This is a genomic window from Bradyrhizobium sp. USDA 4506, from assembly GCF_054058795.1.
The window spans coordinates 6753008-6768207 of sequence record NZ_JBSSBM010000002.1 but is presented as its reverse complement, the minus strand read 5'-3'; the positions used below and the strand labels follow the sequence as shown (position 1 = coordinate 6768207).

Annotated in this window: 12 protein-coding genes; 9 read left to right on the top strand and 3 right to left on the bottom strand. The window is 64.5% G+C overall.

Going from position 1 to position 15200, the window contains the following annotated elements:
• Positions 1-36 precede the first annotated feature (36 nt).
• Positions 37-408, top strand: a complete 372-nt coding sequence (locus ACVIHF_RS33960; RefSeq protein WP_028340822.1) for a DUF2794 domain-containing protein — start codon at positions 37-39, stop codon at positions 406-408.
• A 382-nt stretch (positions 409-790) separates the two neighbouring features.
• Here ACVIHF_RS33960 and ACVIHF_RS33955 read toward each other — a convergent pair whose 3' ends face one another.
• The 3 genes from ACVIHF_RS33955 to ACVIHF_RS33945 all read right to left on the bottom strand — a co-directional run bounded on the left by ACVIHF_RS33955 (position 791) and on the right by ACVIHF_RS33945 (position 5103).
• Positions 791-1582, bottom strand: a complete 792-nt coding sequence (locus tag ACVIHF_RS33955) for a Bax inhibitor-1/YccA family protein (protein ID WP_021078796.1) — start codon at positions 1580-1582, stop codon at positions 791-793.
• 234 nt (positions 1583-1816) lie between these two features.
• On the bottom strand, positions 1817-4387 hold the full coding sequence (locus tag ACVIHF_RS33950) for an ABC transporter permease (RefSeq protein ID WP_456793235.1): 2571 nt from the start codon (positions 4385-4387) through the stop codon (positions 1817-1819).
• Positions 4384-5103, bottom strand: coding sequence for an ABC transporter ATP-binding protein (locus tag ACVIHF_RS33945; RefSeq protein ID WP_028336302.1), 720 nt, complete (start codon positions 5101-5103; stop codon positions 4384-4386). Before ACVIHF_RS33945 ends, ACVIHF_RS33950 begins: the two co-directional genes overlap by 4 nt.
• 55 nt (positions 5104-5158) lie before the next feature.
• On the opposite strand from ACVIHF_RS33945, the gene ACVIHF_RS33940 reads away from it, so the two are divergent.
• The 8 genes from ACVIHF_RS33940 (at position 5159) to ACVIHF_RS33905 (ending at position 15152) form a co-directional block, all read left to right on the top strand.
• Entirely contained in the window at positions 5159-5818 is a 660-nt protein-coding gene (locus ACVIHF_RS33940; protein WP_076834707.1) for an arylesterase, read from the top strand.
• Positions 5819-5984: 166 nt separating this feature from the next.
• Positions 5985-6521, top strand: coding sequence for an RNA 2',3'-cyclic phosphodiesterase (gene thpR, locus ACVIHF_RS33935; RefSeq protein ID WP_057020928.1), 537 nt, complete (start codon positions 5985-5987; stop codon positions 6519-6521).
• Positions 6522-6743: 222 nt separating this feature from the next.
• A complete protein-coding gene (gene zapE, locus ACVIHF_RS33930; protein WP_057020927.1) occupies positions 6744-7931 on the top strand; it encodes a cell division protein ZapE in 1188 nt (395 codons plus the stop codon).
• 223 nt (positions 7932-8154) lie between these two features.
• Positions 8155-9123 carry a malate dehydrogenase gene (gene mdh / locus ACVIHF_RS33925; protein WP_028336306.1) on the top strand — a complete coding sequence of 323 codons (969 nt, stop codon included), beginning with the start codon at positions 8155-8157 and terminating at the stop codon, positions 9121-9123.
• Between the two features lie 161 nt (positions 9124-9284).
• A complete protein-coding gene (sucC, locus tag ACVIHF_RS33920) occupies positions 9285-10481 on the top strand; it encodes an ADP-forming succinate--CoA ligase subunit beta (protein WP_028336307.1) in 1197 nt (398 codons plus the stop codon).
• 2 nt (positions 10482-10483) lie between these two features.
• The gene (locus ACVIHF_RS33915) at positions 10484-10960 is read left to right on the top strand and encodes a DUF1579 family protein (RefSeq protein WP_456793234.1); all 477 of its coding nucleotides are present in this window, start codon (positions 10484-10486) and stop codon (positions 10958-10960) included.
• Positions 10961-11055: 95 nt separating this feature from the next.
• Positions 11056-11937 carry a succinate--CoA ligase subunit alpha gene (gene sucD, locus ACVIHF_RS33910; protein ID WP_028340814.1) on the top strand — a complete coding sequence of 294 codons (882 nt, stop codon included), beginning with the start codon at positions 11056-11058 and terminating at the stop codon, positions 11935-11937.
• A 254-nt stretch (positions 11938-12191) separates the two neighbouring features.
• Positions 12192-15152, top strand: a complete 2961-nt coding sequence (locus ACVIHF_RS33905; RefSeq protein WP_225645265.1) for a 2-oxoglutarate dehydrogenase E1 component — start codon at positions 12192-12194, stop codon at positions 15150-15152.
• The last annotated feature ends 48 nt before the right edge of the window (positions 15153-15200 follow it).

Sequence of the window (15200 nt, the reverse complement as noted above, 5' to 3'; positions counted from 1 at the left end):
GAACCCGATCGTCACCGAGGTGACAGGAGGCGCTCGATGAGTTTGATCTCGGAGGACACTGATCCGAGCGGGAGTCGCGCCGCGGCGCGCACCGCCGCCGCGACCCCTCAGCCCAATCGCGTGACTTTCAATCGACTTGAACTCAACCGCATTCTCAATCTCTACGGCCGCATGGTCGCCGACGGCGAGTGGCGCGATTATGCGATCGACTTCCTGAAGGACCGTGCCGTGTTCTCGGTGTTCCGGCGCGCGTCGGAAGTGCCGATCTACCGGATCGAGAAGGACCCCCGGCTTGCGCGCAAGCAGGGCATGTACAGCGTGATTTCCGCGACCGGTCTGATCCTGCGCCGCGGCCATGAACTGGAACGCGTGCTGTTCGTGATCGATCGCAAGCTGTCGCTGGTCTAAGCGCGTCAGGTCAGTCTGCTTGTAGCCCGGATGGAGCCAACGGGTCGCGCGAACGCGCGCCCGATGACAGGCTCCGCGAAATCCGGGGAAGCTGTACCCGCGTGGTAAGACCGTCCCGGATGTCGCTTCGCTCATCCGGGCTACAAATCCGCTGATCCGCCGACACAGTTGTGCCCGAGCTTCGTAGCCCGGAGGAGCCAACGGGGCGCGCGAACGCGCTCGATGGCAGGCTCCGCTCAATCCGGGGCCGTTGAAGCCGCGGATGAGCCTGTCCCGGATTTCGCTTGCGCTTCATCCGGGCTACATCACATCTCGCCTCGCCCAAAAGAAAAGCCCCGGCGGAATGGCCGGGGCTTGGATTTGATCGGCTCGCTCGAGGCGCTTAGTCGCGCTGGCCGAGCAGCTGCAGGAGCAGCGTGAACAGGTTGATGAAGTTCAGGTAGAGCGACAGCGCACCAGTGATTGCCGCACGCTCTGCCATCACGCCACCCTGCGAGGCGTAGCCGTAGATGTAGTCGTTCTTCAGCCGCTGGGTGTCCCAGGCGGTGAGGCCCGCGAACACCAGCACGCCGACCACCGACACGATGAACTGCAGCGCCGAGCTCGCCAGGAACAGGTTGACCAGGCTCGCGATGATGATGCCGATCAGACCCATGAACAGGAACGAGCCCATGCCGCTCATGTCACGCTTGGTGGTGTAGCCGTAGAGGCTCAGCGCACCGAACGTTGCCGCGGTGATGAAGAACACGCGCACGATCGAGGTGTGCGTGTACACCAGGAAGATCGACGACAGCGACAGACCCATCAGCGCCGAGAACACCCAGAACAGGAGTTGGGCGGTCGCGGGCTGCAGGCGGTTGATGCCGGCCGAGATGACGAACACCATCGCCAGAGGGGCGAGGATGAACAGCCACTTCAGCGGGCTCACGAACATCGCGTAGCCGAACTGCGTCAGATAGGCGTTGCCGAACTTGGCGACGGCGGCCGACTGGTCGGTCGTCACCGCACCCATGTAGACGCCGAGCGCGGCGAGGCCGGTGATGGCCAGGCCGATGCTCATGTAGTTGTAGATGCGCAGCATGTAGGCGCGCAGACCGGCGTCGACGGCCGCAGCGTCAATGCGCCCGGCGGCCCGGCCGAAAGGAGAAGCGTAGTTGCGGTCTAGGTCCGACATGGTCGAATTCCCGTGGTTGGTCCCGGTGGAGCGCAAGGGATTTGCGGCGCCGGTCGTAAATCTATCTCAGATGGCTCGGTTTGCGGAACATTAATTCCGTGTCATTCAAACCGACTATCCGACCCGATTGGTATGTGGGAAATTAACACATCCGACGCAAGCTTCCACGCGCGGCCGAATGTCGCTCTGCCCTAGCATCATAGGCAAAAACGGCGCTCGCGCCGCTACATTTTGTCACAAATTCCGCAACACTGAGGCCGGCTTCTGGTTTAGCGCGAGCAGCGTCCCGGCGAGCCCCAGCCCGACCGTGACGACCAGCGCGGCGACCACGACCAGCGCGGCGCTGCCGGCCTGCCAGATAAAGCTCAGCGTCATCAGCCTAGTCACGATCAGCCAGGCCGCGATCGAGCCGGCGATCACCCCGAACACCGCGGTTGCAAAACCGATCATCAGATACTCCAGCGCGTAGGCGCCGAGCAGTCGCACCCGCGTGGCGCCGAGCGTCTTGAGAATCACGGCGTCATAGACGCGGTGGCGGTGTCCGGCGGCGAGCGCGCCGCCGAGCACCAGGATCGCGGAGATCAGCGTCACGGCGCTGGCGCCGCGGATCGCCAGCACCAGATTGCTGACCACGCTGCCGACCGTCTCCAGCGCCTCGCGGACCCGCACGCTGGTGACCATCGGGAACGCGTCGGCGACCTGCTTGATGATGCGCGCGTCGTCGGCGGAATCGGCGTGTGGTTCCGTCAGGGTCGCGACATGGCTGTGCGGCGCACCCCTGAAGGCATTCGGCGAGAACACCAGCACGAAATTGATGCCGAGGCCCTGCCAGTCGATGTTGCGCAGGTTGGCGATTTTCGCCGGCACGTCGCGTCCGAGCACGTTGACGACGATCTCGTCGCCGATCTTCAACGACAGGCCGTCGGCGATCTTCTTCTCCATCGAGACCAGCGGTGGCCCGCTGTAGTCCGGCCCCCACCATTCGCCTTCAACGATCTTCGAGCCCTTGGGAATTTCGCCGGTATAGGTCAGGCCCCGGTCGCTCTGCAGCACCCATTCCGAATCGACCGACGGCTTGAGCTGGTCGGCCTTGACGCCGCGCGCGGCCACAATGCGCCCGCGTAGCATCGGCACGTCCTCGACGGTCGAGCCGGCGGCGACCTTGGCCAGGAAGGCATTGAAGCGGTCGGCCTCGGTGGAGGGGATGTCGATGAAGAAGAATGACGGCGCCCGCTCCGGCAGGGCGGCCAGGAATTGCCGGCGCAGATTGCCGTCGATCTGGGTGATGGTGACGAGCACCGCCAGCCCGAGCCCCAGCGACAGCACCACTGACGGCGTCAGCGCGCCCGGCCGGTGGATGTTGGCGATCGCCAGCCGCAGCATGGTCATGCGGCTGCGCGGCAGCCGCCGCGCCACCGCCATCAGGAGCTCGGCAATTCCGCGCAGCAGCAGGAACACTGCGATCGACGAGGCGACGAACACGGCGGCGACCCGCTTGTCATAGGCAAGCCCGATCGCGACGCCGATCAGGAGTGCGATCACCACGGCCATCAGCGCCAGATAGCTCCAGCGCGGGCGATGCCACTCGCTGGCGACGGTCTCGCGGAACAGCGCGGCGACCGGCACGTCATGGACGCGGCCGAGCGGCCACAGCCCGAACGCCAGCGCGGTGAGCTGGCCGTAGAGGAAGGACAGCGCGAGTTCGTCGGGATGCAGCGCGGGCACTACCGGCAGCGGCAGCAGCTTGCCGAACAGGCCGACGATGACGAAGGGCAGCGCGGCGCCGAGCACGATCCCGATCACCGAGCCGATCCCGGCCAGCACCACCACCTGCGTGCAGTAGATCGTGAAGACGTCGCGGCCGGTGGCGCCGAGCGCCTTGAACGAAGCGATGACGTCGCGGCGCCGGTCGATATGGCTCTTCACCGCGTTGGCGACGCCGACACCGCCGACCAGCAGCGCCGCGAGACCGACCAGGGTCAGGAACTGGGTGAAGCGGTTGATGGTGCGCTCGAGCTGCGGCGAGGCATTGCTGCGGCTGCGGACCTCCCAGCCGGCCTCCGGCGCCGCGCTGCGTGCACCGTCGATCAGCGCGGTGGTGGCGCGATCGTCGTTGGCGCCGTCAGGCAGCTTCACGCGGTAGATCCAGCGCACCAGGCTGCCCGGTTGCAGCAGGTCGGTGGCGTGCAGGCTGGCTTCGCTGACCAGGAAGCGCGGGCCGAGGCCGACGCCGCCGGCAAGCTTGTCGGGCTCGGCCACCACCACGCTGCGGATCTGGTAGGTCGCACTGCCGATGGTGACGCGGTCACCGAGCTTCAGGTCGAGCCGCGCCAGCAACGTCGAATCGGCGGCCGCGCCGTAGACGCCGTCGCGTTCGGCAAGCAGATCGGCGACCGGCATGTTCGGCTCGAGCGTTAGCTCGCCGAGCATCGGATATTTGCCGTCGACGGCCTTGAGCTCGACCAGCGCCAGCTTGCCGTCATTGCTGCGCGCCATCGCGCGCAGCGTGGCCGCGATCGAAACCTCGCCGCGTGTGCGCAGATAGGCGACCTCGTTGGGCTTGGCCTCGCGCGAGATCAGCGAGAACGCGACGTCGCCGCCGAGCAGCGTGCGTCCTTCGCGGGACAGGCCGTCGCCAAGGCTCGCGGCGACCGAGCCGACGCCGGCAATCGCCATCACGCCGAGCGCGATGCAGGCGATGAACACGTAGAAGCCGCGCAGGCCGCCGCGCAATTCGCGCAGCGCATAACGGAAGGCAAGCGACGACGCGCGGCCCTGCACCGCGACTTCGGACGCGATGCTCATGTCGTGGATTGTCCGTCGATGCGGCCGGAGCGCAGCCGCACGACGCGGTCGCAGCGCTGCGCGAGCGCGAGATCATGCGTCACCAGCACCAGGGTCATGCCGCGCTCGGCGTGCTTGGTGAACAGCAGATCGACGATCTGCTTGCCCGTCGTCTCGTCGAGATTCCCGGTCGGCTCGTCGGCAACGAGGATCGCGGGATCGGGTGCGAGCGCGCGCGCGATCGCGACGCGCTGCTGCTCGCCGCCGGAGAGTTGCGTCGGATAGTGATGCAGCCGCTCGCCGAGCCCGACCGATTGCAGCTCCTGCGCGGCGCGCGCGGCGGCATCGGGATTGCCGGCGAGCTCGAGCGGCACCGCGACGTTCTCCAGCGCCGTCATGGTCGGGATCAGATGGAACGACTGGAAGACGATGCCGACCTGGCGGCCGCGGAAGCGCGCCAGCGCATCTTCATCGAGGGCATTGAACGAGGTGCCGTTGACGACCACTTCTCCACTGTCAGGACGTTCGAGCCCCGCCATCACCATCAGCAAGGTCGACTTGCCCGAGCCCGACGGGCCGATCAGGCCGATGGCCTCACCCGCTGCCACACGAAGGCTGATATCTTTGAGGATATGGACCCGTGCCGCGCCGGTGCCGAGCGAGAGATTGACGTTCCTGACGGCAATGGTGTCCGGCTCGACGTCGGTCAGTGAAGAGGATTCGATGAGACTGTCCATGGTTCGGTCATATGGCACTTCCGCGTCTGCGGTCGAGGGCCGGTTGAGAATCTTCGTGCACATACTCGTGTTGCTTATGGGCTTGATGACGGCGGCCAGCGCGCAGACGCCAAGGCTGGAGAATGGCCCGGAGAAGGGGCCGGCGAAGCCGATCAAGATGGTGGTTCTGGGCGATTCCCTGAGCGCCGGGTACGGCCTCCCGGGCCCGGCGGCATTCCCGATCCGGCTGCAAAAGGCGTTGGAAGCCAAGGGGATAAAGGTCGAGATGAGCAATGCCGGGGTGTCCGGCGACACCGCCTCGGGCGGCCGCGAGCGGCTCGACTGGTCGGTGCCTGATGGAACCGATGCCGTGATTGTCGAGCTCGGCGCCAACGATGCCTTGCGCGGCATCGATCCCGCCGTCACGCGTGCCGCGCTCTCCGACATCATCACAAAGTTGCAGGCGCGCAAGATCGCCGTGCTCTTGTGCGGCATGCTCGCGCCACCGAACTATGGCAGTGAGTATGCAGCGAAGTTCAACGCGATCTATCCGGATCTCTCGAAGACCCTTGGCGTGCCGCTCTATCCGTTCTTCCTCGATGGGGTTGCCGCCGACGCGAAGCTCAACCAGGCCGACGGCATGCATCCGACGGCAGCAGGTGTCGACATCGTTGTGAAAAATATCCTGCCCACAGTGGAGGCATTTCTCGGCGCAATATCAGGGCAACGCAGTTGAAGCGCAGGCAGTGAGCAGTGCCGTGTCCGTAGGTTTACGAGCTGTTAACGGGTCATGCTTCGCAGAGTCACATATCTCGGGTACAAATAGGCATCGGTGATTCGTCGCCGGGCCGTTACAGGGTGCGGGCTCCCAAAACCCGCGCCAAGCATCGAGGATTATTGCGATGCCGCGTCTGTTCACTGGACTGGAAATTCCGGCCGATATCGGCCAAACCCTCTCCAGCTTGCGTGGCGGCCTTCCCGGCGCACGCTGGATCGATCCCGAAAATTATCACGTCACTCTGCGCTTCATCGGCGATATCGATGGCATGTGGGCCAACGAGATCGCGACGATGTTGTTTCGGGTAAACCGCAAGCCGTTCGAGGTCAAATTGCAGGGCCTGTCGAGCTTCGGCGGACGCAAGCCGCGCGCGGTGGTTGCCGCCGTCGAGCCGAGCCGGCCGTTGATCGAACTGCAGGCCGAGCTCGAGCGGATGATGCAGCGGATGGGGCTCGATCCCGAGGGCAGGAAATTCACGCCACATGTCACGCTCGCTCGTCTGCATGACGCTTCGAGCCAGGACGTCGCGGATTATCTGTCCGTGCGCGGCTACTTCCCGAGCCGCAGCTTCCTGGCGGACCGCTTCGTGCTGTTCTCGTCGCGCGCGTCGACAGGCGGCGGACCCTATGTGGTCGAGGATTCCTACGCGCTCTGCGCGTGAGCCTCTTCACCTCGCCCCGCTTGCGGGGAGAGGTCGGATCGCATCGAAGATGCGATCCGGGTGAGGGGGTACGGGTCCGTCGATAGAGCGCGTCGGGTGGTGAGAGCCCCTCACCCCAGCCCTCTCCCCGCAAGAGCGGGGCGAGGGAGAGGAAAGTGCATACCCCACTGGCACAATTCACGGCTTGCAATTTGCCGCACACTAGGGCCGTAAGGTGGGCTCATGCTGTCCACCTCGCCCAGTTCCTTTCTCGAGCTCTACAAATCCCTGGTCGCCTCCGGCGCGATCGAGGCCGATCCCGCCCAGGCCCGCGCCGCCGAGGCATTCGGCGCGCTGGATGAGCGGCTCGCGAGCTACAAGCCGCAGCGCAAGCAAGGCCTGTTCGGGCGGCTGTTCGGCGGCGACAAGGACGACAAGCCGCCGCGCGGGCTCTACGTCCACGGCGAGGTCGGTCGCGGCAAGACCATGCTGATGGATCTGTTCTTCCAGCAGAGCCCGGTCGAACACAAGCGCCGCGCGCACTTCCACGAATTCATGGCCGAGGCGCATGAGCGCATCTACGGCTACCGTCAGCAGATCGCGCGCGGCGAGATCGCGGACGGCGACGTGATCGCGCTCACAGCGCAGGCGATCTTCGACGAAGCCTGGCTGCTCTGCTTCGACGAATTTCACGTCACCGACATCGCCGATGCGATGATCCTCGGCCGGCTGTTCGCAAAGCTGTTCGATCTCGGCACGGTGGTGGTCGCGACCTCGAACGTTGCGCCTGACGATCTCTACAAGGGCGGGCTCAATCGCGCGCTGTTCCTGCCGTTCATCGCGCAGATCTCCGACCACATGGACGTGCTGCGGCTCGATGCGCGCACCGACTTCCGGCTGGAGAAACTCGTCGGCGTCAAGATGTGGCTGGTGCCCGCGGATGACGCGGCCGATGCCGCGCTCAACGCGGCCTGGCGGAAGATGACCGGCAATGCCCCGTGCAAGGCACGCCTCATTCCGATCAAGGGACGCATCCTGAACGTGCCCTGCTCGGCGCACGGCGTCGCGCGCTTCAGCTTCATGGACATCTGCGAGAAGCCGCTTGCCGCGTCCGATTATCTCAGGCTCGCGCACGACTACCACACGATCCTGATCGACCACATTCCGGTGATGGATTACGCCGAGCGCAATGCCGCCAAGCGCTTCATTTCGCTGATCGACACGCTCTATGACAATGCCGTGAAGCTGATGGCCTCGGCCGAGGCCGATCCGGTGTCGCTGTACCTTGCGACCGACGGCGTCGAGGCGATGGAGTTCAAGCGCACATCCTCGCGCCTGATCGAGATGAGCTCGGAATCCTACCTGGCGCTGCCGCACGGCCGGAAGGACTCCTCCGCGAGCGGCGCGTCGACCGGCCTGGTCGAGACCTGAAATTCAGCCTCGAAATTCCGTCTCGAAATTCCGTCTTGCGCGCGGTCCGGTTCGGAGCAACTTTTCGTGTCTCCGCGGCGGATGTTGCTGGCATGCCTGATCGAATTCCAGGCAGGGCCCGCAATCGGGCAGGCCGCGACTTGAATGGATCATTCGAAAGGGATAACCACCCTTGCAACCGACTTCCCTCCCTCCCGTACACAGTTCAAAGGACTGATTTCCCATGGCACGCGACAAGATTGCTCTGATTGGCTCCGGACAGATCGGCGGAACGCTGGCGCACCTCGTCGGCCTCAAGGAACTCGGAGACGTCGTGCTGTTCGATATTGCCGAGGGCGTGCCGCAGGGCAAAGCGCTCGACATCGCGCAGTCGTCGCCGGTCGACGGTTTCGATTCCAATCTGGTCGGCGCCAATTCCTATGAAGCGCTCGACGGCGCCAAGGTCTGCATCGTCACCGCCGGCGTGCCGCGCAAGCCCGGGATGAGCCGCGACGATCTCCTCTCCATCAACCTCAAGGTCATGGAGCAGGTCGGCGCCGGCATCAAGAAGTACGCGCCCGACGCCTTCGTCATCTGCATCACCAACCCGCTCGACGCCATGGTGTGGGCGCTGCAGAAGGCCTCGGGCCTGCCGCACAAGAAGGTGGTCGGCATGGCCGGCGTGCTCGACTCCGCGCGTTTCCGCTATTTCCTGGCCGACGAATTCCACGTCTCGGTCGAGGACGTCACCGCCTTCGTGCTCGGCGGCCACGGCGACACCATGGTGCCGCTGACCCGCTACTCGACTGTCGCCGGCATTCCGCTGCCCGACCTCGTCAAGATGGGCTGGACCTCGCAGGCGCGCATCGATGAGATCGTCGATCGCACACGCAACGGCGGCGCCGAGATCGTCAACCTGCTCAAGACTGGCTCCGCCTTCTACGCGCCGGCTGCGTCCGCGATCGCGATGGCCGAGAGCTACCTGAAGGACAAGAAGCGCGTGCTGCCCTGCGCCGCCTATCTCAACGGCGAGTACGGCGTGAAGGACATGTATGTCGGCGTGCCGGTCGTGGTCGGCGCCAAGGGTGTCGAGCGCATTGTCGAGATCGAACTGGCGGGCAAGGACCGCGAGGCTTTCGACAAGTCGGTCGGTGCGGTGCAGGGCCTGGTCGACGCCTGCAAGAAGATCGCGCCCGATCTGCTCGGCAAGTAATCTCGATTGGCAATGGCCCGATAGGCGGTTTCAATCGCCTGTCGGGTGCAAGGCGATGAAATTCCGGCGGATTTTTTAGTTGCGCGAGCTTTGGTATATGGTATGCCAGTCTCAAGGCTGACGTAAAAGGTCGCCGCACGAGGGTTTGGGAGCGTCTTTCCATGAATATCCATGAATACCAGGCCAAGGCTTTGCTGCATGAATTCGGCGTGCCGATCTCGCGCGGCGTGCCGGTGCTGAAGCCGGAAGAGGCCGACGCGGCGGCCAAGCAGCTGCCCGGCCCGATCTGGGTGGTGAAGAGCCAGATCCATGCCGGCGGCCGCGGCAAGGGCAAGTTCAAGGAAGCATCGGCCGGCGACAAGGGCGGCGTCCGCATCGCCAAGTCGGCCGCCGAGGTCAGCGAATTCGCCAAGCAGATGCTCGGTGCGACGCTGGTCACGGTGCAGACCGGTCCGCACGGCAAGCAGGTCAATCGCCTCTACATCGAGGAAGGCTCCGACATCGACAAGGAGTTCTACCTCTCGATCCTGGTCAATCGCGAGACCTCCGAAATTTCCTTTGTGGTGTCGACCGAAGGCGGCGTGAATATCGAAGAGGTCGCGCATTCGACCCCGGAAAAGATCGTCTCGTTCTCGGTCGATCCCGCGACCGGCATCATGCCGCATCACGGCCGCACGGTTGCCAAGGCGCTGAAGCTGACCGGCGATCTCGCCAAGCAGGCCGAGAAGCTGACCGGCCAGCTCTATGCCGCCTTCGCCGCCAAGGACATGGCGATGCTCGAGATCAATCCGCTCGTCGTCACCAAGCAGGGCCAGCTTCGCGTGCTCGACGCCAAGGTGTCGTTCGACAGCAACGCACTCTATCGTCATCCGGACGTGGTCGCGCTGCGCGACGAGACCGAGGAAGACGCCAAGGAGATCGAGGCGTCGAAATACGACCTCAACTACGTCGCGCTCGATGGCACGATCGGCTGCATGGTCAACGGCGCCGGCCTTGCCATGGCGACCATGGACATCATCAAGCTGTACGGCATGGAGCCGGCGAACTTCCTCGACGTCGGCGGCGGCGCCAGCGTGGAGAAGGTCGCGGCCGCGTTCAAGATCATCACCGCCGATCCGAACGTGAAGGGCATCCTGGTCAACATTTTCGGCGGCATCATGAAGTGCGACGTGATCGCCGAGGGCGTGGTCGCCGCGGTGAAGCAGGTCGGCCTCAAGGTTCCGCTGGTGGTGCGCCTCGAAGGCACCAATGTCGAGCAGGGCAAGAAGATCATCCGCGAGAGCGGCCTCAACGTTCTGCCCGCCGACAACCTCGACGACGCTGCACAGAAGATCGTGAAAGCCGTCAAAGGAGGCTAACGATGACCGATCATCTCGACGCTCCGACACCGCTGGACGAACACCGCAAGCTCGCGGCGTTTGCGGGCGAGTGGAGCGGCGAAGAGATGGTCTATCCGTCGCGCTGGACCGCGGGCGGTCCGGCCACCTCGCAGGTCGTTGCGCGCATCGCGCTCAACGGCTTCTACCTGATCCAGGACAGCGTGCAGACCCGCGACGGCAAGGAGAGCTTCGCCACCCACGGCGTGTTCACCTACGACCGCGACGATCGGGCCTACAAATTGTTCTGGCACGACTCGCTCGGCTACTACCCGCCATCACCGGCGTCCGGTGGCTGGGCGGCCAAGTCGCTGATCCTGGTGCGCGGCTCGCTGCGCGGCAATGCCCGTCACGTCTACGAGGTCGTCGACGACAACACCTACAACATGAAAATCCAGTTCTCGCCTGACGCGGAAGGGTGGGCCGACGTGCTCACCGGCGTGTACCGGCGTATTCACTGAGCATGATCCGGAAAAGTGGTCTCCGGTTTTCCGACAAGATCATGCTCAAACCATAGAGTCCCATCACCGATCGTCTCGCGAAAGCATCTCGAACCATGTCCATTCTGATCGACAAGAACACCAAGGTCATCTGCCAGGGCTTCACCGGCAAGAACGGCACGTTCCATTCGGAAGCGGCGATCGCTTACGGCACCAAGATGGTCGGCGGCGTGGCGCCGGGCAAAGGCGGCTCGACCCATCTCAACCTGCCGGTGTTCGACACCGTCGCCGAAGCGCGCGAGAAGACCGGCGCCGACGCCAGCGTGGTCTATGTCCCGCCGCCGGGCGCAGCCGACGCGATTTGCGAGGCGATCGATGCGGAAATCCCGCTGATCGTCTGCATCACCGAGGGCATCCCGGTGCTCGACATGGTGCGCGTGAAGCGCTCGCTGTCGGGCTCGAAGTCGCGGCTGATCGGGCCGAACTGCCCCGGCGTGATGACCGCCGGCGAATGCAAGATCGGCATCATGCCGGCCAACATCTTCAAGCCCGGCTCGGTCGGCATCGTCTCCCGCTCCGGCACCCTGACCTATGAGGCGGTGTTCCAGACCACCCAGGAGGGTCTCGGCCAGACCACCGCGGTCGGCATCGGCGGCGACCCGGTCAAGGGCACCGAGTTCATCGACATGCTGGAGATGTTCCTGGCCGATGAGAAGACCAAATCGATCGTGATGATCGGCGAAATCGGCGGCTCCGCCGAGGAAGACGCCGCCCAGTTCCTCAAGGACGAGGCCAAGCGCGGCCGCAAGAAGCCGATGGTCGGCTTCATTGCCGGTGTCACCGCACCTCCCGGCCGCCGCATGGGCCATGCTGGCGCCATCATCTCGGGCGGCAAGGGCGACGCCGGTTCCAAGACCGCGGCGATGGAAGCCGCCGGCATCAGGGTGTCGCCGTCGCCGGCGCGCCTCGGGCATACGCTCGCGGAGATGCTGAAGTAACCGCCGTCCGGCGAGTTCCCTTCGAGGTTTGGCGTGATTTGGGGCGGGTTCTCCTTGGGGAACCCGCTCTTTTATTGCGTTTTGGTGCCGGAATGCCGATCAATAAAAAATGAAAATAAATTCATTTCTTAGTTCTTTTAGGCAGGAATATCTGTCCTAGATGGGGTAAAGGGTATCAATCCAGCCGGCGCACTTCCAGACCGGCATCAGCGCCGTCTCCTACGCGCGAACCGAAAAAATCACCAGGACTGCCCATGTCTCGCCAAGACGCGAACGCCGCTTTTGCACTCTCATCATTCCTGCAGGGCACCAACGCCGCCTACATCGACGACCTCTACGCCCGCTACGAGCAGGACCCGTCGTCGGTCGACGCCGAGTGGCAGGATTTCTTCAAAAGCCTGAAGGACGCTCCGGCCGACGTCCAGAAGAACGCCGAGGGCGCCTCGTGGGGCCGTGACAACTGGCCGGTGACGCCGCGCGACGAGCTGACCTCGGCGCTCGACGGCAACTGGGCCCAGGTCGAGAAGGCGGTCGGCACCAAGCTCGCGGCCAAGGCGCAGGCCAAGGGCGTCGAGCTGTCCGATGCCGATGTCCATCAGGCCACCCGCGATTCGGTTCGCGCGCTGATGCTGATCCGCGCCTACCGCATGCGCGGCCATTTCCACGCCAAGCTCGATCCGCTCGGCATCGAGGCGCCGCGCGACCGCGAGGAGCTCGATCCGCGCTCCTATGGATTCACCGAGGCGGACTTCGATCGCAAGATCTTCCTCGACCACGTGCTCGGGCTCGAATACGGCACGCTGCGCGAGATCGTGCAGATCTGCGAACGCACCTACTGCCAGACGCTTGGCGTCGAGTTCATGCATATCTCCAACGCCGCGCAGAAGGCGTGGATCCAGGAGCGCATCGAGGGGCCGGACAAGGAGATCTCGTTCACGCCCGAGGGACGCCGCGCGATCCTCAACAAGCTGATCGAGGCGGACGGCTTCGAGAAATTCTGCGACACCAAGTTCACCGGCACCAAGCGCTTCGGCCTCGACGGCGGTGAATCGCTGATCCCGGCGCTCGAGCAGATCATCAAGCGCGGCGGCAATCTCGGCGTGAAGGAGATCGTGGTCGGCATGCCGCATCGCGGCCGCCTCAACGTGCTGACCCAGGTGATGGGCAAGCCGCACCGCGCGCTGTTCCATGAGTTCAAGGGTGGTTCGGCCAACCCGGACTCGGTCGAAGGCTCGGGCGACGTCAAGTATCACCTCGGCGCCTCCTCGGACCGCGAGTTCGACGGCAACAACATCCATTTGTCACTGACCGCAAACCCGTCGCATCTCGAGATCGTCGATCCGGTCGTGATGGGCAAGGTGCGCGCCAAGCAGGACCAGCACGGCGATCCGCCGGATATGCGTATCTCGGTGCTGCCGCTGCTGATGCACGGCGACGCGGCCTTCGCGGGCCAGGGCGTGGTGGCTGAATGCTTCAGCCTGTCCGACCTGAAGGGCTATCGCACCGGCGGCTCGCTGCATTTCATCGTCAACAACCAGATCGGCTTCACCACCTACCCTCGCTACTCCCGCTCGTCGCCCTATCCGTCCGACGTAGCGAAGATGATCGATGCGCCGATCTTCCACGTGAATGGCGACGATCCGGAGGCCGTGGTGTTCGCGGCCAAGGTCGCGATCGAGTTCCGGCAGAAGTTCCACAAGCCGGTCGTCATCGACATGTTCTGCTACCGGCGCCACGGCCACAACGAGGGCGACGAGCCGGCCTTCACCCAGCCGGTGATGTACAAGAAGATCGCTTCTCACCCGTCAACGCTGGAGATCTACGCCAAGCGGCTGGTCGCTGACGGCGTGTTGACCGAGGGCGAGGTCGAGAAGGCCAAGGCCGACTGGCGCGCGCGGCTCGACGCCGAGCTCGAAGCCGGCGCCGGCTACAAGCCGAACAAGGCCGACTGGCTCGACGGTAAGTGGGCAGGCTTCAAGATCGCCGACCAGGAAGAAGACGCCCGCCGCGGCGTCACCGGCGTCGATGTCGCCGTTCTCAAGGATATCGGCCGCAAGATCACCAAGGTGCCGGACGGCTTCCGCGTCCACCGCACCATCCAGCGTTTCCTCGACAATCGCGCCAAGGCGATCGATAGCGGTGTCGGGATCGACTGGGCCACCGGCGAGGCCCTGGCATTCTGCACGCTGCTGCAGGAAGGTCATCATGTGCGGCTGTCCGGCCAGGATTCCGAGCGCGGGACCTTCTCGCAGCGCCATTCAGTGCTGATCGACCAGGAGGACGAGAGCCGCTACACGCCGTTCAACCATCTCGGCGGCGAAGACACCGGCCACTACGAGGTCATCAACTCGCTGCTGTCGGAAGAGGCGGTGCTCGGCTTCGAATACGGCTACTCGCTGGCCGAGCCGAATGCGCTGGCGCTCTGGGAAGCGCAGTTCGGCGACTTCGCCAACGGCGCGCAGGTGGTGTTCGACCAGTTCATCTCCTCGGGCGAACGCAAGTGGCTGCGCATGTCGGGCCTCGTCTGCCTGCTGCCGCACGGCTACGAAGGGCAGGGACCGGAGCATTCCTCCGCGCGCCTCGAGCGTTACCTGCAGATGTGCGCCGAAGACAACATGCAGGTGGTCAATCCGACCACGCCGGCGAACTACTTCCACGTGCTGCGGCGCCAGCTGCATCGCGAGATCCGCAAGCCGCTGATCCTGATGACGCCGAAGTCGCTGCTGCGCCACAAGCGCGCGGTGTCGCAGCTCGAGGAGCTCGGCAAGAACGCCACGTTCCATCGCATTCTGTACGATGACGCGCAGATGCTGCCGGACGAGAAGATCAAGCTGGTGCCGGACGACAAGATTCGCCGCGTCGTGCTGTGCTCCGGCAAGGTCTACTACGATCTCTACGAGGAGCGTGAGAAGCGCGACATCGATGACATCTATCTGATGCGCGTCGAGCAGCTCTATCCGGTGCCGCTGAAGGCGCTGGTGCAGGAGCTCGGCCGCTTCAAGAACGCCGAAGTGGTCTGGTGCCAGGAAGAGCCGCGCAACATGGGCTCCTGGCACTTCATCGAGCCCTATCTGGAATGGGTGCTCAACCAGATCCACGCACCCAACAGGCGTCCGCGCTATGCGGGCCGTCCGGCATCGGCGGCAACCGCGACCGGCCTAATGTCGAAACATCTGGCGCAGCTCAAGGCGCTGCTCGACGACGCACTGAACTAACGACTTTCATTGAAGCCATGCCCCGCGAATGCGGGGCATCCGGTATCC

Excerpts from the sequence above, each read along its gene's own strand:
- ACVIHF_RS33915 (WP_456793234.1), top strand. The coding sequence starts at position 10,484 with ATGACCGATCATCTCGACGCTCCGACACCGCTGGACGAACACCGCAAG.
- sucD (WP_028340814.1), top strand. The coding sequence starts at position 11,056 with ATGTCCATTCTGATCGACAAGAACACCAAGGTCATCTGCCAGGGCTTC.
- ACVIHF_RS33945 (WP_028336302.1), bottom strand. The coding sequence starts at position 5,103 with ATGGACAGTCTCATCGAATCCTCTTCACTGACCGACGTCGAGCCGGAC.
- ACVIHF_RS33960 (WP_028340822.1), top strand. The coding sequence starts at position 37 with ATGAGTTTGATCTCGGAGGACACTGATCCGAGCGGGAGTCGCGCCGCG.
- ACVIHF_RS33950 (WP_456793235.1), bottom strand. The coding sequence starts at position 4,387 with ATGAGCATCGCGTCCGAAGTCGCGGTGCAGGGCCGCGCGTCGTCGCTT.
- zapE (WP_057020927.1), top strand. The coding sequence starts at position 6,744 with ATGCTGTCCACCTCGCCCAGTTCCTTTCTCGAGCTCTACAAATCCCTG.
- ACVIHF_RS33955 (WP_021078796.1), bottom strand. The coding sequence starts at position 1,582 with ATGTCGGACCTAGACCGCAACTACGCTTCTCCTTTCGGCCGGGCCGCC.
- mdh (WP_028336306.1), top strand. The coding sequence starts at position 8,155 with ATGGCACGCGACAAGATTGCTCTGATTGGCTCCGGACAGATCGGCGGA.
- ACVIHF_RS33905 (WP_225645265.1), top strand. The coding sequence starts at position 12,192 with ATGTCTCGCCAAGACGCGAACGCCGCTTTTGCACTCTCATCATTCCTG.
- sucC (WP_028336307.1), top strand. The coding sequence starts at position 9,285 with ATGAATATCCATGAATACCAGGCCAAGGCTTTGCTGCATGAATTCGGC.
- thpR (WP_057020928.1), top strand. The coding sequence starts at position 5,985 with ATGCCGCGTCTGTTCACTGGACTGGAAATTCCGGCCGATATCGGCCAA.